Source organism: Streptomyces sp. NPDC001927, from assembly GCF_053594455.1.
Window position 1 is genome coordinate 36,542 of the sequence record NZ_JBSFEN010000016.1, and the last position, 18,215, is coordinate 54,756.

Annotated in this window: 17 protein-coding genes; 6 read left to right on the top strand and 11 right to left on the bottom strand. The window is 72.8% G+C overall.

The genetic code is table 11. From position 1 onward, the window contains the following. The 4 genes from ACWCO8_RS34835 to ACWCO8_RS34850 form a co-directional block, all read right to left on the bottom strand. Positions 1 to 1,188 (bottom strand): nitrate/nitrite transporter, encoded by a 1,188-nt coding sequence (locus tag ACWCO8_RS34835; protein ID WP_451035637.1) that lies wholly within the window; start codon positions 1,186 to 1,188, stop codon positions 1 to 3. Between the two features lie 157 nt (positions 1,189 to 1,345). Continuing rightward, positions 1,346 to 2,935, bottom strand: coding sequence for a sensor histidine kinase (locus tag ACWCO8_RS34840; RefSeq protein WP_451035561.1), 1,590 nt, complete (start codon positions 2,933 to 2,935; stop codon positions 1,346 to 1,348). A gap of 36 nt (positions 2,936 to 2,971) precedes the next feature. After that, entirely contained in the window at positions 2,972 to 4,015 is a 1,044-nt protein-coding gene (gene mreB, locus ACWCO8_RS34845; RefSeq protein ID WP_362015127.1) for a rod shape-determining protein, read from the bottom strand. Between the two features lie 178 nt (positions 4,016 to 4,193). Then, positions 4,194 to 4,760, bottom strand: a complete 567-nt coding sequence (locus ACWCO8_RS34850; RefSeq protein ID WP_451035562.1) for a hypothetical protein — start codon at positions 4,758 to 4,760, stop codon at positions 4,194 to 4,196. 122 nt (positions 4,761 to 4,882) lie between these two features. Between ACWCO8_RS34850 and ACWCO8_RS34855 the strand changes: the two genes are divergently transcribed. Continuing rightward, a complete protein-coding gene (locus ACWCO8_RS34855) occupies positions 4,883 to 5,671 on the top strand; it encodes an SCO2400 family protein (RefSeq protein WP_451035563.1) in 789 nt (262 codons plus the stop codon). Between the two features lie 26 nt (positions 5,672 to 5,697). On the opposite strand, the gene ACWCO8_RS34860 is transcribed toward ACWCO8_RS34855, so the two are convergent. Beyond that, a complete protein-coding gene (locus tag ACWCO8_RS34860; protein ID WP_451035564.1) occupies positions 5,698 to 6,132 on the bottom strand; it encodes a MarR family winged helix-turn-helix transcriptional regulator in 435 nt (144 codons plus the stop codon). A gap of 97 nt (positions 6,133 to 6,229) precedes the next feature. On the opposite strand from ACWCO8_RS34860, the gene ACWCO8_RS34865 reads away from it, so the two are divergent. The 3 genes from ACWCO8_RS34865 to ACWCO8_RS34875 all read left to right on the top strand — a co-directional run bounded on the left by ACWCO8_RS34865 (position 6,230) and on the right by ACWCO8_RS34875 (position 8,663). Beyond that, positions 6,230 to 7,249, top strand: a complete 1,020-nt coding sequence (locus ACWCO8_RS34865) for an NADP-dependent oxidoreductase (protein WP_451035565.1) — start codon at positions 6,230 to 6,232, stop codon at positions 7,247 to 7,249. A 63-nt stretch (positions 7,250 to 7,312) separates the two neighbouring features. Then, on the top strand, positions 7,313 to 7,735 hold the full coding sequence (locus ACWCO8_RS34870; protein WP_362015140.1) for an organic hydroperoxide resistance protein: 423 nt from the start codon (positions 7,313 to 7,315) through the stop codon (positions 7,733 to 7,735). A gap of 94 nt (positions 7,736 to 7,829) precedes the next feature. Further along, positions 7,830 to 8,663, top strand: a complete 834-nt coding sequence (locus ACWCO8_RS34875) for an EI24 domain-containing protein (protein ID WP_451035566.1) — start codon at positions 7,830 to 7,832, stop codon at positions 8,661 to 8,663. 12 nt (positions 8,664 to 8,675) lie between these two features. Here ACWCO8_RS34875 and ACWCO8_RS34880 read toward each other — a convergent pair whose 3' ends face one another. From ACWCO8_RS34880 to ACWCO8_RS34890, 3 genes are all read right to left on the bottom strand, one after another. After that, the gene (locus ACWCO8_RS34880; RefSeq protein ID WP_451035567.1) at positions 8,676 to 9,389 is read right to left on the bottom strand and encodes a carbon-nitrogen hydrolase family protein; all 714 of its coding nucleotides are present in this window, start codon (positions 9,387 to 9,389) and stop codon (positions 8,676 to 8,678) included. A 192-nt stretch (positions 9,390 to 9,581) separates the two neighbouring features. Beyond that, the gene (locus ACWCO8_RS34885; protein WP_451035638.1) at positions 9,582 to 10,796 is read right to left on the bottom strand and encodes a pyroglutamyl peptidase; all 1,215 of its coding nucleotides are present in this window, start codon (positions 10,794 to 10,796) and stop codon (positions 9,582 to 9,584) included. Positions 10,797 to 10,913: 117 nt separating this feature from the next. Then, a complete protein-coding gene (locus ACWCO8_RS34890; RefSeq protein ID WP_451035639.1) occupies positions 10,914 to 11,522 on the bottom strand; it encodes a TetR/AcrR family transcriptional regulator in 609 nt (202 codons plus the stop codon). Between the two features lie 190 nt (positions 11,523 to 11,712). On the opposite strand from ACWCO8_RS34890, the gene ACWCO8_RS34895 reads away from it, so the two are divergent. Next, positions 11,713 to 14,157, top strand: coding sequence for a glycoside hydrolase family 3 protein (locus ACWCO8_RS34895; protein ID WP_451035568.1), 2,445 nt, complete (start codon positions 11,713 to 11,715; stop codon positions 14,155 to 14,157). A 62-nt stretch (positions 14,158 to 14,219) separates the two neighbouring features. On the opposite strand, the gene ACWCO8_RS34900 is transcribed toward ACWCO8_RS34895, so the two are convergent. After that, positions 14,220 to 15,155: an aldose epimerase family protein gene (locus ACWCO8_RS34900; RefSeq protein ID WP_451035569.1), complete on the bottom strand. Its 936-nt coding sequence runs from the start codon at positions 15,153 to 15,155 to the stop codon at positions 14,220 to 14,222. 11 nt (positions 15,156 to 15,166) lie between these two features. Next, a complete protein-coding gene (locus ACWCO8_RS34905) occupies positions 15,167 to 16,066 on the bottom strand; it encodes an SGNH/GDSL hydrolase family protein (protein WP_451035570.1) in 900 nt (299 codons plus the stop codon). Positions 16,067 to 16,348: 282 nt separating this feature from the next. Between ACWCO8_RS34905 and ACWCO8_RS34910 the strand changes: the two genes are divergently transcribed. Further along, positions 16,349 to 16,843 (top strand): DUF3145 domain-containing protein, encoded by a 495-nt coding sequence (locus ACWCO8_RS34910; protein WP_137989482.1) that lies wholly within the window; start codon positions 16,349 to 16,351, stop codon positions 16,841 to 16,843. A gap of 70 nt (positions 16,844 to 16,913) precedes the next feature. On the opposite strand, the gene fabF is transcribed toward ACWCO8_RS34910, so the two are convergent. After that, complete coding sequence (gene fabF, locus ACWCO8_RS34915; protein ID WP_451035571.1) at positions 16,914 to 18,176, bottom strand: beta-ketoacyl-ACP synthase II; 1,263 nt, start codon at positions 18,174 to 18,176, stop codon at positions 16,914 to 16,916. Between the last annotated feature and the right edge of the window lie 39 nt (positions 18,177 to 18,215).

Below are 18,215 nucleotides of genomic sequence, written 5' to 3' on the forward strand. Positions count from 1 at the left end.
TCAGGGGCGAGGTGCTGCGACCTTGCTCACCTCCGGCGCCCCGCCGTCGTCCGCGGTCGGCCTGATCGTCCGCATCCGCCCGTACGCGTACACACAGCCCGCGAGCGCGAGGTCGGAGAGGAGCATGAAACCGATCGAGTAGGAGTCCTTGGCGCTGTAGATCGCGCCCATCACCAGCGGCGGCACGAAGCCGCCGAGCCCGCCCATCGCCCCGACGATGCCGGTGACGCTGCCGACCTGCGGCTGCGGGGTGACCTGCGAGACCAGCGCGAAGACCGAGCCGCTCGCCGTGCCGAGCCCGGCGGCCATGCAGAGCAGGGCGATCGTGCCGCCCGGGTTCAGCGGCGGGTCGAAGGCCTGGACGATCGCGAACAGGGCGACGAAGCCGAGCGCGCCGGCCGTGACGAGCGCGGGGTGGACCCGGTCGGAGAGCCAGCCGCCGATGGGCCGGAAGACGACGGTGACCAGGGCGAATCCGGCGGCCTTCGTACCGGCGTCGGTCGGGTCCAGTTCGTACCAGGTCTTCAGGTACGTCGGCAGGTACACCCCGAACGCGACGATGCCGCCGAAGCCGATCGCGTACAGCGCCGACAGCTCCCAGGTCACCCGCAGCCGCCCCGCCTTGCCGAGCCGGGTCGCGAGGGAGGCCGTGGGGACCGGCCGGTCGGGGCGGTCCTTGATGAGGAGCAGCGCGAGGACGGCGTACGCGGCGAGGGCGACGGCGACCACGACGAACGGCAGGTTCTCGCCGTGCTTGGCGATGCGCGGGGTGAAGTAGCCGGAGAGCGCCACACCGCCCATGCCCATGCCGAAGACGCCGAGCGCCAGGCCCCGCTTGGCGGGCGGGAACCAGGAGTTGACCAGCGGGATGCCGATCGCGAAGGTCGTGCCGCCGAGGCCGAGGAGGAAGCCGACGGCGAGCATCGCGCCGTACGAGTTCTTCGCCGGGATCAGGAGGAGGACGGGCACGATCGTCAGCGCCGACACCAGCGGGAACATCAGCTTGGCGCCGTAGCGGTCGGTGAGCGCGCCGACCGGGATCCGGCCCAGCGAGCCGACCAGGACGGGGACGGCGACGAGCAGGGACTGCTGGAAGGAGCTGAGGTTCAGCCGGTCCCCGTACCAGCTGCCCAGCGGCGCGATCAGGTCCCACGCCCAGAAGGTGAGCGCGAACCCGATCGTGGCCATGACCAGGTTCCGGTAGGCGGTGCCGGAGGGCTTCGCGAGGGTGTCCACGCGATCAGTCAAGTGCGCGCGGCGGACCGGGGCGCGCCGGATTGGGCCGTACGGGGGCGTGGCTTCGCGGGGGCTACGGCCGGCGCACGGGGGCGTGGCTTCGCGGGGGCTACGGCCAGTGCGCCGTGGTGGCCGGGCGGCCGTCGTCCGTCACCGTCAGGCGCGGGCCGTCCGGGGTCGCCGCCACCTCGACCCGGATGGCCGAGATACCCGACCGGCGGTGCGCCGCCGCGAGGGCCTTGCGCAGGGTGGCGAGCAGCGGGTCGGCGTCGGCCGGGTCGACGAGCGTGTCGACGGCGCCGGTGAAGTGCACGGAGGGCTGGAAGCCGAGGAGGGCCGCCGCGCCGCCCGTCTCGCGCAGCACCCGGCCCCGGAAGGTCGTCGGCGCGTCGGCGGGCGGCTGCTGGAGGGCGAAGATGGCCGTCCGTACCTCCTGGATGGTGGAGTCCAGCTCGTCCACGGCCCGGCCGAGGAGCGCGGTGTCTCCGAGGGAGTCGGGGTCGGCGGAGAGGTCGCCCGCCGCGGCCTCCGCGTCCTCTTCGGCCGGGGAGTCCGTCGCGCGGCGGCGCGTCGACTCCAGCATCATCTCCGTCGCGAACAGCCGCTGGACGACCAGATCGTGCAGGTCACGGGCGATCCGGTCGCGGTCCTCGTACACCGCGAGCTGCTCCCGGTTGTGCTGCGCGTCCGCGAGGACGAGCGCGAGGGCCGCCTGGGAGGCGAACTGCGAGGCGAGCAGCCGCTCCACCGCCGTGTACGGGCGACCGCCGAGCCGCCGGGGGAGTGCGAGCGTGCCGATGAGCCGGCCGCCGCTCTGCAGCGGCAGCATCATCGAGGGCCCGAACCGCGACCGTACATGCGTCGTCATCCGCGGGTCGGTCGCCGAGTCCTCGACGAACACCGGCTCCCCGCCCAGCAGTTGCTCGAGGACCGGCGAGCCCGGCGCGATCGTCGTCCCCACCAGGTCGCCCGGGTCGTCCACGGTCGAGGCCGCCACGATCTCCATCCCGCCCTCCTCGGTGGGCTGCAGGACGACCCCGGCCGACGCGTCGGCGAGCAGCCGCGCCCGCTCGGCGACGGTCATCAGCGCGTCCGCCGCGGGCTCCCCGGCGAGCAGCGCCGTCGTCACCGCCGCCGCGCCCTCGATCCACCGCTCGCGCTGCCGGACGGTCTCGTAGAGGCGGGCGTTGCCGATCGCGATCCCGGCCTGCGAGGCGAGGACCCGCAGCATCGACAGGTCCCGCTCGGTGAACGGGCCGCCCCGCTTCTCAGTGAGGTAGAGGTTGCCGAACACCTCGGTGTGGACCCGGATCGGCACCCCGAGGAAGGAGTGCATGACGGGATGGCCCTCGGGCACCCCGCCGGAGCGCGGATCGGCGGTCAGGTCGTCGAGGCGCAGCGGCTGCGGGTCCTCGATGAGGACCCCGAGGAGCCCGCTGTGCCCGTCGGGGAGGCGGGGGATCCGCTCCCGCTCGGCGTCCGTCATGCCGGAGGTGAACAGCTCCGTGAGCCGGCCGCGCTCGGGGTCCACGACCCCGAGCGCCCCGTAGCGCGCCCCGATCAGGTCGGTCGCGGACTCCACGATGTGCTGGAGCGTGGCCCGCAGTTCGAGATCGGTGCCGACGCTCAGGACCGCCTGGAGCAGCATCGGCAGGTGCGGTGCCGCGTCCGGTTCGTCGTGGTGGTCCGTCAGTGCCATGGGAGCATTGTCAGGCGAAACGGGCGATCGGGACGATCATTCCGCCTCGGCCAGCGGGTCGAGGACCATCGGCTGGATCTTGCCCTCCAGCATCGAGCCGAGCCCCAGGATCGCGCACACGTCGGGCCGTTCGGCGATGGTCACCGGCATCCCGGTCGCCTCGCGCAGCATCTGGTCGAGCCCGGGGAGCAGCGCGCTGCCGCCGACCATCATGATGCCGCGCTCGGCGAGGTCGGCCACCAGGTCGGGCGGGCAGTCGCGCAGGATCTTGCCGATGCCGTCGAGGACGGCGGTCAGCGGGGTGTGGATGGCCTCGCGCACGGCTGCGGTGTCGACGGTCACCGAGCGGGCGAGGCCGGTGGCGACGTCACGGCCGTGGATCTCGGTGTAGCTCGGGCCCTGGAGCGTCAGGCCGTTGCCGCTGAGGGCGAGTTGCAGCGGGCGGACGGACTGGCTGGGGAGCATCAGCTCGTGCTGGTGGCGCAGGTGCTGGATGACCGCGTGGTCGATCGCGTCACCGCCCACCGGGATCCGCTCGGCGGTCACGATCGACCCCAGGGACAGCACGGCGACCTGGGTGGTGGCCGCCCCGCAGACCATGATCATGGTGGCGGTGGGCTGCTCGACGGGGAGTCCGCAGCCCACGGCCGCCGCGATCAGGGTGTCGACCAGCTCGACCCGGCGGGCGCCGAGCCCGACGAGGGTCTCCACCGCCGCGCGCTGCGCGAGCGGGTCGCTGTCGTGCGGGGTGCAGGCGGCGGCGCGCAGCCGGGGCTTGCGGCGCAGCTGGCGGCGGAGCTTCTCGCCGAGGAGGTGACGGAGCATCCGCTGGGCCATGTCGATGTCGACGACGGTGCCGCCGGAGACGGGCCGGACGACCCGGATGTAGTCGGGGGTGCGGCCGGTCATCTTCTCGGCCAGCGCGCCGACGGCGATCAGCGCGCCGGTACGGGTGTTCACGGCGGCGACACTGGGCTCGTCGACGACGAGCCCGGCGCCCTTGACGAAGACCCGGGTCCGGGCGGCGCCCAGGTCGACGGCGACATGGCAACGGCGCAGCTGCTCAAGGCTGACGGTCACGGCGGATCCTCCGGAGTGCGGTGCTGGCACGGGGCGAGGCGTGGTGCGTTTCGGCGTCCTGTTCGCATCGTGCGACCGCCTCCGGCGCGGCGCGCGCTGGGATGCGCCGCCCGGGGGTGGAGGGGGTGTCTCGGAGGGGCGTCCTGGAGGGGTGTCTTGGAGGGGGCCTGACGTCCGGTCAGAGCAGACGCTGGAACAGCCCCCAGGTGAACTCGGCCGCACCCGTGCCGCCGTCGGGGAGGGTGAAGTCCAGGCGCAGCCGGGTCGGCGCGCTGCCCTCGCGCGCCCGGGCCGGCGGGAAGGCGTTGCCGACCTCGGCGACGGTGCAGCCCCAGGGCCGTAGATCCGCCGCGGTGCGCAGCTCGGGGACGGGGGCGCCGGGCGCGCGGACCAGGCCGCTGCCCCAGACGTCCGGCGCGGTCCTGCGGCCGAGCGGGCCCACCAGGACCTCCCAGCGCAGCTCGGGCCAGAGCGGGAGCTCCCACTGGAGGATCTCGGAGTCGTACCGCTCCACCCGGCGGCGCGCCACGGGCTCCCCGAGCGCCGACCGGTAGCGGGTGAGCTCGCCCGGCCCCCGGCGGCCGTGCGCCCAGGCCTGCCAGCGCCGGTTGGCCTCGCGCATCGCGGTCCGTGTCGCGCCGAGCGCGCGGACGGCTTCCTCGACGAGATCCGGCTGGTGGTCGGCCATCCGGCGGAGCAGGACGAGCTGGAACTCGGTGGGCCCGAAGGGCTCGGACGAGGTCATGCGACCATCCTGCCCGAAGCGGGAGAATCGCGACGACACGCCGTCGACCTGGGGTTTCCTCACAGGATCCTCACGTTCCCGCCTACCTGTGGGGACCCGCCGACACATACTCTGCGGCAGCCATGGACTACTGCCATCAGTGCCGACGGCATCTCAACGGCGCCCTCGCCTGTGCGGGGTGCGGTACGCCCGTGGAGGAGCTGCGGTACGAGACCCCCCGCGCGACCGAGTACGCGGCCGAGACCGAGCACGTCTACGAACTGGACGTCGTCGAGCCTCCGCGCCCCGCCTCGGGAGGCAGGCGCGCCGCCAGGCGTGCCCCGGCGGGACCGGTCGCGTCCGGGAGGGCGGCCTCGCGCAAGGGGCGCCGGGCCCGCAGCCGCAAGGGGCGAAACGTTCTGGTGGGCTCCCTCGGGCTGCTCCTGGCGGCCGGGGCGCTGAGCCTGACGAAGGTGGCCCTGGACCCTCCGGACGAGGGCGGCGCCGCCACCGCGGTCCAGGAGGAGGAGGTCGTGGAGACCTCGCTGCCTCCGGTGCCTTCGGAGAGCGTCCGGCCCACGGAGACCCGGGGCCCTGTACGGGTCTCGACCTCGGCCTCCCCGGTGGACGCGCACACGCCCGCCCAGGGGCACACGGGCATACCCGGCGGGGGCTCCGCCGGTGGATCCGGCTCGGGCGGCGGGAACGGCTCGGGGGACGTGGGCGGGACCGGGCAGGGCTCGGACGGCGGTCAGGGCAACCCGACGAGCGCCCCGCCGACGGGTTCGCCGTCCGCGTCGCAGCCGGGGACCACGCCGACACCGTCGGGCAGCGGCAGCCCGACGGCGACACCGCCCGGCTCGCCGCCCACGACTCCGGCGCCACCCACGCCGACCCCCACCAAGGAGTGCTGGCTCTTCATCTGCTGGTAGCGACCGCCGTGTGGCGACGCGTCCTGCTACGCCCCGTCCTCGCCCAACATCCGCTTCAGCAGGTCCCGCAGCAGCGTCCGCTCGACCTCCGTGAGCTGCCCGAGCGGCTCGCGCGCGAAGTCGAGCGACTCCCGCAGCCGACGGGCGGTGTCCAGGCCCTCCGGCGTGGGCGCGGCCAGCTTGACGCGGCGGTCGGCCGGGTCGGGGCGGCGCTCCGCCAGGCCGCGCGCTTCGAGGCGGTCGACGATCCCCGTCACGTTCGACGGCTCGCACTTCAGCTTCTCGGCGATCTTCCGCATCGCCACCGGCTCGAGCGACAGCAGTCCGAGGACCCGGGCCTGCGCGCCGGTGAGCGCGTGCTCCGAGGCCGCCTGCTCGTACTCCTGGTGGTACCGCGCCACGACCGTGCCGATCAGGTCGACGACTTCGACGGTCAGGGGGTCTGTGCGTGGGGTGGCCATGGGCACCATCGTACCCAGATACTTGACAACATGAAATATCCAGGCGCATGGTTGTTTCAGTTGGTGAAGTAATTTCTCGTTCCAGGAGGCAGAGCCGATGTCCGTACTTCCCGCGTCCAGCCGTGAGTGGCACCTCGTCGCCCGTCCGCACGGCTGGCCGACCCCCGCGGACTTCGCGCTCCGTGAGACCCCCGTCACCGCGCCCGCCGAGGGCCGGATCCTGGTCAAGAACCTGCACTTCTCGGTCGACCCGTACATGCGGGGCCGGATGAACGACGTGAAGTCGTACGTCCCGCCGTTCAAGCTCGACCACCCCATGGACGGCGGCGCCGTCGGTGAGGTCATCGCGTCGAACGCGGAGGGCTTCGCCGTCGGCGACCACGTCCTGCACGGCCTCGGCTGGCGCGAGTACGCCGACGTGCCCGCCCAGCACGCCACCAAGGTCGACCCCGACCTGGCCCCCCTCTCCGCGTACCTCGGCGTGCTCGGCATGACGGGCCTGACGGCCTACGCCGGCCTCTTCGAGGTCGCCTCCTTCAAGGAGGGCGACGTGGTCTTCGTCTCCGGCGCGGCCGGCGCCGTCGGCGGCCAGGTCGGCCAGATGGCGAAGCTCAAGGGCGCCTCCCGGGTCATCGGCTCGGCCGGCTCCGACGAGAAGGTCAAGAAGCTCGTCGAGGAGTACGGCTTCGACGCCGCCTTCAACTACAAGAACGGCCCGGTCAAGGACCAGCTCCGCGAGGCCGCCCCGGACGGCATAGACGTCTACTTCGACAACGTCGGCGGGGACCACCTCGAAGCCGCGATCTCCTCGCTCAACGTGCACGGCCGCGCGACCATCTGCGGCATGATCGCGCAGTACAACGAGACCGAGCCGGTCCCCGGCCCGCGGAACATGGCCATGATCATCGGCAAGCGGCTGCGCCTCCAGGGCGTCCTCGTCGGCGACCACTACGGCCTGCAGCCGCAGTTCGTCCAGGAGGTCGGCGGCTGGCTGCGCTCCGGCGAGCTGAAGTACGACGAGACCGTCGTCGAGGGCATCGAGAACGGTGTGGAGGCCTTCCTCGGCCTGCTCCGCGGGGAGAACACCGGAAAGATGATCGTTTCCGCGACCCGTTAGTCTTCCCTCAGCCGTCGCGATCGTGGGCGCGAGTCGCGGCGAACCAGCAGAAGGAAGCATCAGATGTCCATCCAGCAGTCCGACGTCCTGTACACCGCCATCGCCACCGCCGAGAACGGGCGTGACGGCCGGGTCGCGACCGACGACGGCCAGCTCGACGTCGTCGTGAACCCGCCGAAGGCCATGGGCGGCTCGGGCGCGGGCACCAACCCCGAGCAGCTCTTCGCCGCCGGCTACAGCGCCTGCTTCCAGGGCGCGCTGGGCGTCGTGGCGCGCAACGAGAACGCCGACATCTCGGGCTCGACGGTCACCGCCGAGGTCGGCATAGGCAAGAACGACGACGGCTTCGGCATCATCGTCAAGATCTCGGCGACCATTCCGAACGTGGACGCCGAGACCGCGAAGAGCCTGATCGAGAAGGCCCACCAGGTCTGCCCGTACTCCAAGGCGACCCGCGGGAACATCACGGTCGAGCTGGCCGTCTGAGTTACGCGTAGTCTGAAGTGGGCCGCACCCCGACCGACCGGGGTGCGGCCCGCTTCGTACGGGCGCGTGCGGCACGCCCGATAGGGTGATCCACATGCGCGATTTCGGGGCCGGGTTCGGATATCTGGTACAGGGGCAGAAGTGGGTGGCCCGGCACGGCCGGTGGTTCGGCTTCGGGCTGCTCCCGGGGCTCGTGACCCTCGTCCTCTACGTGGGCGCGCTCATCGGCCTCGGCTACGGAGCCGACGACCTGACCACCTGGGCGACCCCGTTCGCCGACGACTGGACCTCCCCCTGGCAGGGGCTCGTCCGGGGCTTCTTCACCGGCCTGGTCTTCGCCTTCGGGCTCTTCCTCGCGGTCATCACCTTCACCGCCGTGACCCTGCTGGTCGGCCAGCCGTTCTACGAGTCGCTCTCCGAGCAGGTCGACCGCACCGAGGGCGGCGACGTCCCTGAGTCGGGCCTGCCGCTCTGGCGCGAACTGTGGATCTCCGCACGCGACAGCCTGCGCGTGCTCGCCCGGGTCGCCCTGTACGGCATCCTGCTCTTCGCCTGCGGCTTCATCCCGGTCGTCGGCCAGACGGTCGTCCCGGTGATCGGCTTCTGCGTCTCGGGCTTCTTCCTCGCCCACGAACTGACCTCCGTCGCCCTCCAGCGCCGGGGCGTCGAGCTGAAGAGCCGCCTCGAGATGCTCCGGGGCCGCCGGATGCTCACCCTTGGCTTCGGCGTCCCGCTGGTCCTCTCGTTCCTGGTCCCGTTGGTCGCCGTCTTCCTGATGCCGGGCGCCGTCGCGGGCGCGACCCTGATGGCCCGCGAGCTGAACGGCGAGACGGCCGAGACGACCGGGACGGGCGAGGGCGGGGGCAAGACCCCCGCGCCGCCCGCCCAGACGGGCACCCCGCAGCCGCAGCGGAACCCGTACGCCTGACGCCGGCCGGCCTCAGCCCACCTCGGCGAGGGCGAAGCCCGCGCGCTCGGGACCCGCGTCGGCGATGCGCTCGCCGTCGGGGCCCCAGCCGCCGCTGAGGCCGACGCACGGGCCCGCCTCGCACGTGCCGACGAAGTTCGCCAGGACCACGTAGAGGCCGAAGTCCCGGGCCCGTACCGGGTACACCTTCTCGAACGAGTCGTTGTCGGGGTCGAGCGCGGAGCTCGCCAGATAGACCGTGCAGCCGTCGGCGACGGCCCGCTCCGCGATGTCGGGGAAGCGGTTGTCGTAGCAGGTGGCGAGCGCGAAACGGACCCCGTCGAGGGTGAAGCGCCCGTCGGCCGTGCCCGGGGCGAAGACCTCGTTCTCGATGCCGTGCAGATGCGCCTTGTCGTAGCGGGCGAGCAGCTCGCCGTCCGGGCCGATCACCAGGGACGTGATGCCCGGCCGGCCGCCCGCCGTGCGCACCGGCCCGTTGACGACCGCCGCCACGCCCTCCGCGTGGCAGGCCTCCCGTACCGGATCGAGACGCGGGTCGTCCTCGGCGAGGTGGAGGGCCGGGGTGGCGCCGATGAGGGTCGGCTCGTAGCCGGTGAGGGCCAGCTCGGGCAGGACGACCACGCGGGCGCCCTCCGCGGCGGCCCCGCGGATCAGCCCGGCCACGGTACGGACATTGGCCTCGACGTCCCCGGCGACCGGGGCGAACTGCGCTGCTGCGACGATCATGACCGCCATCATCCCGCCCATCCGTCGACGAGGCTAGGGGGTGTCTCGTCGATCATGCCGGGCTCGCGGGGTCTGGCACGCCCGCTCGCCGCGTTGTCGTCGGTCGCCGACGCTCCGCGTCGACTCCCTCCTCCTTGCGATCGCACGCACCAGACCCCGCTCCCTGATCCGGCCTGATCGACGAGACACCCCCTAGGAGTTCGCGGCGGCCACCGCGAGGATCGCCCGGACCTGGGCGATGATGGCGAGCCGGTTGGCGACGAACTCCGGGTCGGTGACCGTGCCCGTCGCCGGGTCGGTGTTGCCCGCGCCGAACTGCAGGACCGGGGTGTGGACATGGCCGCCGGGCAGCTGTGGCAGGCCGAGCCGGTCGCGCAGCAGGGTCGCGCGGTAGGCGATCTCGTTGGAGAGGTAGTTCCCGCCGCCGCCCGCGCGGGCCGTGGAGCCCGCCGTCGGACCGTCCGGGCGGTCCACGGGCCCGGTCGCGCCCGCCGGGATCTCGGTCACCGTCGTGTTGTCCCGTACCGGGAACCGCCCGGTGTCCGCCGCGACGATCGAGGCGTACGGCAGGGTCGTCGCCGTCCACTGCGGCTGCGTGGCCGGGTCGGCCACCGGGACGGTCTCCGTGCGCGAGAGGTTCTCGTTGTCGGGGAAGCCGCCCCGCCAGGCGCCGTTGAACCGCTCGATGTCGAAGCGGCCGATCCGGCCCTGGCTGACGGTGGTGAAGAGGTCCACCTCCGGCAGGTGCCCGCGCAGCGTCCGCTCGACGGTGCCGTCGGCGAAGTCCTGCCAGCGGACGGGGAAGACGGCCGTCTCGATCCGGGCGAGGTCACCGTCGGCGGTACGGATCCAGGTGCCGTCCAGGGCCAGCGCGGTGGCCCCCGACGGGTTGCTGATGCGGACGTCCCGGTCGAGCGTGAACGGGTCGAAGCCCGTCAGCAGGATCCGCTTCACGCACGTGCCGCGAGGCCCTTCGCCCGGAAACCGGATCGAGTCCTGGCCGCGCGACGAGCGCTCAAGGCGGTCCAGCAGCCGGGCCCTACGCTCCTCCCCGAGCGCGAACCCCGGCTGCCAGCCCCGCAGTTCACGGGTCAGCGCGAGCCGCGCCCAGTACAGCGGGCGGTCGTCGTCCTTGCTCAGGTCCCCGCGCACCCTGCGCCCCTGCGCCCGGTCGACGGCGTCCCGCCAGAGCCGTTCCCCGTGCCGTACGACCGCCCGCTCGGCCTCCCCGTACGACTCCGCCCCGGCAAGGGCGCGGGCGAACTCCGGTGCCACGGAGGCGAATCCGCCGCGCCGCAGGATCTCCTGGGGCACGGCCCGGTCCAGCCGCGCCTCCTCCGCGGTCACCGCGGGCGCGGAACCCGCGGCCGTGGCGGGCGGTGCGCCGAGCGTCAGGGTGGCGGTGATCAGCGCGAGACCGAGCGCTGCGGGACGTAAACGGGACAGCACGGGAGGGACCTCCGTCGCGTCGGAAACCGGCCCGCGCAGTATCCCGGCTCACCCGCAACTCCCGCTACGGTGCCCTCACTTGCCGCCCGAGCCCGCCGCGTCCTCCGAGCCCTCCGCGGCCTCTCCGCCGTGCAGCAGCCGCAGGAAGTCCCGGAACGCCGCCGGCATGTCCACGGCCGTCGGGTCGAGCAGCCACTGGTACTGAAGGCCGTCCATCACGGCCGTCAGGATCGGCGCCGCCCGCTCCGGCGTAAGGCCGCTCGGCAGGCGCTCGCCGAACTCCAGGCGCAGCACGGTCGCCATCTCCGTACGGACCTGGGTGTAGCGCTCGGTGAAGAACCGGCGGGCCGGGTGGTCCTCGGTCACGGACTCGCCGAGCAGCGCCGAGAAGGTCTGCACGATCCCCGGCCGCATCGCGTTGTACTCGACGAGCGAGTCGATCAGGTCGAGCCGCCAGCCCTCGCGCGAGCCCGCGCCGCTCGTGTCCCACTTGTCGCGCTCCGCGAGCACCGCGACGAGCAGGGCCTCCTTCGTAGGGAAGTAGTGCAGCAGCCCCTGCTGCGTCAGGCCGACCCGCTCCGCGACCGCGCCGAGTGACGCGCCCCGGTAGCCGCGCTCGGCGATCACCTCGAGGGCCGCGCGCACGATGTCCGAGCGCCGCTCCTCGCTCCTGGCCCGCACCATCGCCGTGGCCCCCTTTCCCTGCCGTCCGTCCACCGAAGGTCCGTCCTTCGACGGTCTGTCCGCCGTCGAAGGTCCTTCGTTCCCAGGACCGTACGGCATGACATGATTACGAAACAGTAACGTAACCTACCGATCTACAGGTATCGGGTCCACCATGGGCCGCACACGACTTCAGCGAGGAGACATGGCCATGGCGGAGCACAGCGCGGAGACCGTTCGTGAGCAGGCCGTCGAGACGGCGCTCGGCAAGCTCGACCTGGACACCAAGACCCGGCTGCTCGGCGGCCAGGACATGTGGTCCCTGCCCGCCGTTCCGGAGATCGGCCTGCGGTCGATCGTGATGTCGGACGGCCCGATCGGCGTCCGGGGCGTCCGCTGGACCGCCGACGACCCGTCCGTCGCCCTGCCCTCCCCGACCGCCCTCGCCGCGTCCTGGGACCCGGCCCTCGCCCGCCGCGCCGGCCGTCTGCTCGCCCAGGAGGCCCGCCGCAAGGGCGTCCACGTCCTCCTCGCCCCCACCGTCAACCTGCACCGCACCCCGCTCGGCGGCCGCCACTTCGAGGCCTACAGCGAGGACCCGTACCTCACCGGAGCCATCGGCACCGGCTACGTCCAGGGCGTCCAGGACGGCGGCGTCGGCACCACGGTCAAGCACTACGTCGGCAACGACGCCGAGACCGACCGCTTCACCGTCGACAGCGTCATCGCCCCGCGCCCGCTGCGCGAGCTCTACCTCGCGCCCTTCGAGGCCATCGTCAAGAACGCCCACCCCTGGGGCATCATGACCGCCTACAACCAGGTCAACGGCGTGACCATGAGCGAGCACCACGAGCTCGTCAACGAGGTCCTGCGCGGCGAGTGGGGCTTCGACGGCGCCAACGTCTCCGATTGGATGGCCGCCCGCTCCACCAAGGGCGACATCGAAGGCGGCCTCGATGTCGCCATGCCCGGCCCGCAGACCGTCTACGGCGAGGCGCTCGCCGCCGCCGTCCGGGCCGGCGAGGTCGAGGAGTCGCTGGTCGACGCGGCCGTACGGAACGTGCTGCGGCTCGCCGCCCGCGTCGGCGCCCTCGAAGGCGCCCCGGCGGTCGTCACCGAGCCCCCGGCCACGATCGACGGCGACGCGCTCGCCCGCGAGGTCGCCCACCGAGGCGTCGTCCTCGTCCGCAACGAGAACGACGCGCTGCCCCTCAAGAACGGCACCGTCGCCCTCTCCGGCGCCGCCGCCCGCGACGCCCGGATCCTCGGCGGCGGCTCCGCCCAGGTCTTCCCCGACCACACGGTCTCCCCGCTCGACGGCCTCACCGCCGTGCTCCCCGAGGGCGCCCTCACCTTCACCGTCGGCGCCGACCCGAGCGACGAACTCACCCCCGCCGGCTCGGTCTCGTCCGGGTTCACCCTCCGCGCCGTCTGCCGCGACGCCGACGGCACCGTCCTCGGTGAGGGCTCCCTGCCCAACGGCCAGGTCCAGTGGATCGGCGACGACCTCCCGGCCGGCGTCACCCACGAGGCCCTCGCCTCCATCGAGGTCACCGGTACGTTCACCCCGCGCGAGTCCGGCGAGCACTCCTTCGGCACCCGCGGCCTCGGCGCCTTCACCCTCAGCATCGCGGGGGAGACCGTCTTCGACGGGCTCCAGGCGATGGGCCCCGAGAGCGACCCCTTCGAGGCGTTCTTCGGCTCTCCCGTCGAGCGCGCCAAGGTCGCCCTCACGGCGGGCGAGAGCGTCGAGGTCTCCCTGCTCCACCCGCTGGACAAGGAGTTCGCGGCCCCGCTGCCCGCCGTGATGTTCTCCTTCGTCCACCTCGGGCCGCGCCGCGACCCCGACGAACTGATCGCCGAAGCCGTCGAGGCCGCCCGCGCCGCCGACACCGCCGTCGTGGTCGTCGCCACCACCGAGCGGGTCGAGTCCGAGGGCTTCGACCGCAAGGACCTCGCCCTGCCGGGCCGCCAGGACGAGCTGGTCCGGGCCGTCGCCGCCGCCAACCCGAACACCGTCGTCGTCGTCAACGCCGGCTCCCCGGTCGAGATGCCCTGGCGCGACGAGGTCGCCGCGATCCTGCTCAGCTGGTTCCCCGGCCAGGAGGGCGGCGCCGCGCTCGCCGACGTCCTCACCGGCGCCGAGGAGCCCGGCGGCCGGCTCCCCACCACCTGGCCCGTCGCCCTCGCCGACGTCCCGGTCACCGAGACCACCCCCACCGACGGGCAACTCTCCTACGACGAGGGCGTGTTCATCGGCTACCGCGCCTGGGACAAGGCCGGCGCCACCCCGGCGTACGCCTTCGGCCACGGCCTCGGCTACACCACCTGGTCGTACGACTCCCTCGAAGTCACCCCGACGGCGGCGAAGGTCCGGATCACCAACACCGGCACCCGCACCGGCCGCGAGGTCGTCCAGATCTACCTGGCGCCCGCCGCCGACGAGGTGGAGCGCCCGGCGCGCTGGCTGGCCGCCTTCGCGAGCGTCGAGGCCGGCGCCGGCGAGAGCGTCGAGACCGAGATCCCGCTGCCCGCCCGCGCCTTCGAGATCTGGGACGAGGAGCGGAACGACTGGGCGCACATCTCCGGTACGTACGAGGTCCGGGCCGCGCACTCGCTCGCCGACACGCGCCTCACGGCGACGCTGGAGATCTGAGGTCCCGTCCTCCCATGACCGGCCCCGGGGCGGAACCTGACAGCCGCCCCGGGGCTTCTTCGTCAGCGCGTACCGAAGCGGAAGACGGTCTCCGAGGCGTACACCTCGCCGGGCCGCAGGACCGTCGACGGGAACTCCGGCCGGTTCGGCGAGTCGGGGAAGGCCTGCGTCTCCAGGGCCACCCCGCCGAGCTCCGGGTTCGCGTACACCTGCAGCCCGGGCTCGGTGGTCTCCACGGTCACCGTCCGCCCGGTGTCGGGCGCGTACAGCTCGGCCGCCTCCGGCGAACCGTCCCCGTCGAGGACGAAGTTGTGGTCCAGCGGGACCGACAGCGGCCCGCCGGTACGGAAGTCCAGCTCCGTGCCCGTGACCTCGGCGAACACCCCGGTCGGGATGCCCGTCGGGTCCGTCGGCGTGTACCGCCCGGCCGCGATTCGCAGTTCGTGCGCCCCGCCGCCCGGCCTCCAGTACGTGTGGTTCGTCAGCGCCACCACGGTCGGCGCGTCGGTCTCCGCCCGGTAGCCGATCCGCAGCGCGCCGTCGGCGTCGAGGGTGTACGTCACCTCGACCGCGAGCCGGCCCGGGAAGCCCTCCTCGCCGTCCGGGGAGACCCGGGAGAGCCGTACCCCGCCCTCGACCTCCGCCGCGTCCCACACCCGCTTGTCGAAGCCGCGCTCCCCGCCGTGCAGGGCGTTCGGCCCCCCGTTGCGGGCGAGCCGGTACGTCGTGCCGTCCAGGGTGAAGGACCCGCCCGCGATCCGGTTGGCGTACCGCCCCACCAGGGCGCCGTAGTACGGCTCGGGGTGTTTCAGATAGCCCGTCAGATCCGGGTGCCCGAGCACCACCTCGTCCGGCACGCCGTCCCGGTCCGGCACCACGACCGACTGGACGATGCCGCCGTACGTCAGCACCCGCACGCGCACGGAGTCCCGCTGGAGGGTCCAGCGCGTGACGTCCGTACCGTCGACCGAACCGAAGGGTTCACCCGTGATCCTCATGATCCGGAACCCTACGCGGGCGGCTCCGGCGCCGTCACCTGCCGATGCGCCAGCTCCGCGAGCCGCGCCTGCCCGTTCTTGCTGGGGTGGAACCAGTCCCAGCGGCTCAGCTGCTCGCCGTCGAAGGGGAAGCCGAACACCGCGCCGCCGTCGTACCGGCAGCGGCGGTCCTTCGCGCAGACCTCCTTCAGGACCGTGTTGTACGCCACCACCCGGTCCCGCACGGCCGTGCGCCGCTTCTCGGCCGAAGTGCTCAGGTCCTCCGCGTCGGCCAGCATCGAGCCGCAGATCCCCAGCTTCCATATCTGCCGGCTCAGGGCGCTGTCCTTGCCGGACGCCCAGAGCCGCTTCAGGTCCGGCACGCTCGACACGTACACCTGCGCCTTCGGCGCGGCCCTGCGCAGGCTCGCGAGGGACGCCTCGAAGTCCGCGCGGAACTCCGCGACCGGCGTCATCAGTTCGGCCGGGGCCCGGCAGGCGTCGTTGGAGCCCATCATCACCGTCACCAGCTCCGGCTTGCGGGCCCCCGCCCTGGCCATCTGCTCGGGCAGCTCCGCCATCCGCGCGCCCGTCTTCGCCAGGTTCCAGCTGCGCTCGGCGACGCGCTCGGGGCCGAGGAGGCGCAGGGCCAGGCTGTTGACCACGGTGTCCGTGCCGGTCGCCCAGGACGCCTCGGGGCAGTCCGCCAGGACCGTACAGGCGTCGAAGGCGCGGGTGATGGAGTCGCCGACGGCGGCGACGGAGGCGGGGGTGCGGTCCCAGTCGGGGGTCGGCCGTGGTGTCGGGGTCGGCTTCGGGGAGGCGGCGGCGTCGGGTCGCGCGGCCTCACACCCCGTCAGGGTGCCCGCGCACAGCAGCGCCACGGCCCCCGCGGCGGCGAGGCCGGTACGGAATCGTCGTGTGCCGCGCATCCTTCGGCGCATCCCCTTGGCCCCCATTTCCCACCCGGTCGGCGTCCTGGCGAGTGAAAGCTTCGTGTCCACCGGCCCCCGGACCGACCGTACGTCACCCCAAGGGTGGTGCGGCACGGTAGCTTTTCCCCCGTCGAACCAGAGGCACCTTTGCCAGTCGGCTCCGGTAAATTACATCACGTCACATGCTGTCCCCTTTTCGGGGGTTTACGGAGTTTACTCCCGATGCTGTTTACTGAGGCCGCTGGGAAAGGCGAACCTCGTCCCACACTGGAGGTCCCGGTGACGACACGTGGAGTCCTGTACGTACACTCCGCACCGCGCGCGCTGTGCCCGCACGTCGAATGGGCGGTCGCGGGTGTCCTCGGTGCGAGGGTCCAGCTCGACTGGATCCGCCAGCCGGCGTCGCCCGGCACGTGGAGAGCCGAGTTCTCCTGGCAGGGCGAGACCGGCACGGCGTCCAAGTTGGCCTCCGCGCTGCGCGGCTGGCAGATGCTCCGCTTCGAGGTCACCGCGGAACCCTGCCCGACCGCCGAGGGCGAGCGCTACAGCGCCACCCCCGAACTGGGCATCTTCCACGCGGTCACCGGCATGCACGGCGACATCCTGATCCCGGAGGACCGCCTGCGGGCCGCCCTGGCCCGCTCCGTGCGCGGCGAGACGGAGCTGGAGGCGGAGATCGCCAAGCTCCTCGGCAAGCCCTGGGACGACGAACTGGAGCCCTTCCGCTACGCAGGCGAAGGCGCCCCGGTCCGCTGGCTCCACCAGGTCGTCTGACCCGCCGCCAGCCCCCCGACACGCCGAAGGCCCACCCCCGACCGGGGGTGGGCCTTCGCCGTATCAGAGATCAGACCGTACGGAACGCCAGCACCACGTTGTGGCCGCCGAAGCCGAAGCTGTTGTTGATCGCGGCGATCGTGCCCTGCGGGAGTTCGCGGGGTTCGTCGCGGACGATGTCCGCCTCGACCGCCGGGTCCAGCTCGTCGACGTTGATCGTCGGCGGGGCCAGGCGGTGGTGGAGCGCCAGGACCGTCGCGACGGTCTCGATGCCGCCCGCGCCGCCCAGCAGGTGACCCGTCATCGACTTCGTCGCGGAGATCGCGACGTGGTCCAGGTCGTCACCGAGCACCTTGCGCAGCGCCTTGATCTCGGCGACGTCACCCTGCGGCGTCGACGTCGCGTGCGCGTTGAGGTGGACGACCTCGGAGGGCTTGAGGTCCGTCGCGTCCAGCAGGTTCTGCATCGCGGCCGCGATGCCCCGGCCGGTCGGCTCGGGCTGCGCGATGTGGTGGCTGTCGGCCGACAGGCCCTGGCCGAGCACCTCGCAGTAGATCCGCGCGCCACGGGCCTTCGCGTGCTCCTCGGACTCGAGGATCACCACGCCCGCGCCCTCGCCGAGCACGAAGCCGTCACGGGCCGTGTCGTACGGACGCGAGGCCTTCGTCGGCTCGTCGTTGTTCTTGGACATCGCCATCATGTTGGCGAAGGCCGCGATCGGCAGCGGGTGGATCGCCGCCTCGGTACCGCCGGCCACGACCACGTCGGCCCGGCCGGTACGGATCATCTCGACGGCGTAGCCGATCGCCTCGGCACCCGACGCGCACGCCGAGACCGGGGTGTGGACGCCCGCCCGGGCGTTCACCTCCAGGCCGACGTTGGCGGAGGGGCTGTTCGGCATCAGCATCGGCACGGTGTGCGGGGACACGCGGCGAACGCCCTTGTCCTTGAGCACGTCGTACTGGTCGAGCAGAGTCGTGACACCGCCGATGCCGGACGCGATGACGGAGCCGAGCCGCTCGGGCTCGATGCTGTCGTCCTCGCCGGCCGGGGCGGTGTAGCCCGCGTCGGCCCACGCCTCACGGGCCGCGATCAGCGCGAACTGCGCCGAGCGGTCCAGCTTGCGGGCGAGCGGGCGGGGCAGAACGTCACCCGGGTCGACCGCGGCGAGCGCCGCGATCTGTACGGGCAGTTCGGCGAATCGTTCGCCCTCGAGGGGCTTGACGCCGGAGCGCCCCGCGATCAGACCTTCCCAGGTCGATGCGGAGTCGCCACCCAGCGGTGTGGTTGCGCCGATACCGGTGACGACCACGGTGCGATTGGTCGAGCTCACAGGAATTCTTTCTCCACGTGTGTGATGGTCGAAATACGG

Coding starts and splice junctions, on each gene's coding strand:
- ACWCO8_RS34835 (WP_451035637.1), bottom strand. CDS start 1,188: ATGGCCACGATCGGGTTCGCGCTCACCTTCTGGGCGTGGGACCTGATC.
- ACWCO8_RS34840 (WP_451035561.1), bottom strand. CDS start 2,935: ATGGCACTGACGGACCACCACGACGAACCGGACGCGGCACCGCACCTG.
- ACWCO8_RS34850 (WP_451035562.1), bottom strand. CDS start 4,760: ATGACCTCGTCCGAGCCCTTCGGGCCCACCGAGTTCCAGCTCGTCCTG.
- ACWCO8_RS34855 (WP_451035563.1), top strand. CDS start 4,883: ATGGACTACTGCCATCAGTGCCGACGGCATCTCAACGGCGCCCTCGCC.
- ACWCO8_RS34860 (WP_451035564.1), bottom strand. CDS start 6,132: ATGGCCACCCCACGCACAGACCCCCTGACCGTCGAAGTCGTCGACCTG.
- ACWCO8_RS34865 (WP_451035565.1), top strand. CDS start 6,230: ATGTCCGTACTTCCCGCGTCCAGCCGTGAGTGGCACCTCGTCGCCCGT.
- ACWCO8_RS34870 (WP_362015140.1), top strand. CDS start 7,313: ATGTCCATCCAGCAGTCCGACGTCCTGTACACCGCCATCGCCACCGCC.
- ACWCO8_RS34875 (WP_451035566.1), top strand. CDS start 7,830: ATGCGCGATTTCGGGGCCGGGTTCGGATATCTGGTACAGGGGCAGAAG.
- ACWCO8_RS34880 (WP_451035567.1), bottom strand. CDS start 9,389: ATGATCGTCGCAGCAGCGCAGTTCGCCCCGGTCGCCGGGGACGTCGAG.
- ACWCO8_RS34890 (WP_451035639.1), bottom strand. CDS start 11,522: ATGGTGCGGGCCAGGAGCGAGGAGCGGCGCTCGGACATCGTGCGCGCG.
- ACWCO8_RS34895 (WP_451035568.1), top strand. CDS start 11,713: ATGGCGGAGCACAGCGCGGAGACCGTTCGTGAGCAGGCCGTCGAGACG.
- ACWCO8_RS34900 (WP_451035569.1), bottom strand. CDS start 15,155: ATGAGGATCACGGGTGAACCCTTCGGTTCGGTCGACGGTACGGACGTC.
- ACWCO8_RS34905 (WP_451035570.1), bottom strand. CDS start 16,066: ATGCGCGGCACACGACGATTCCGTACCGGCCTCGCCGCCGCGGGGGCC.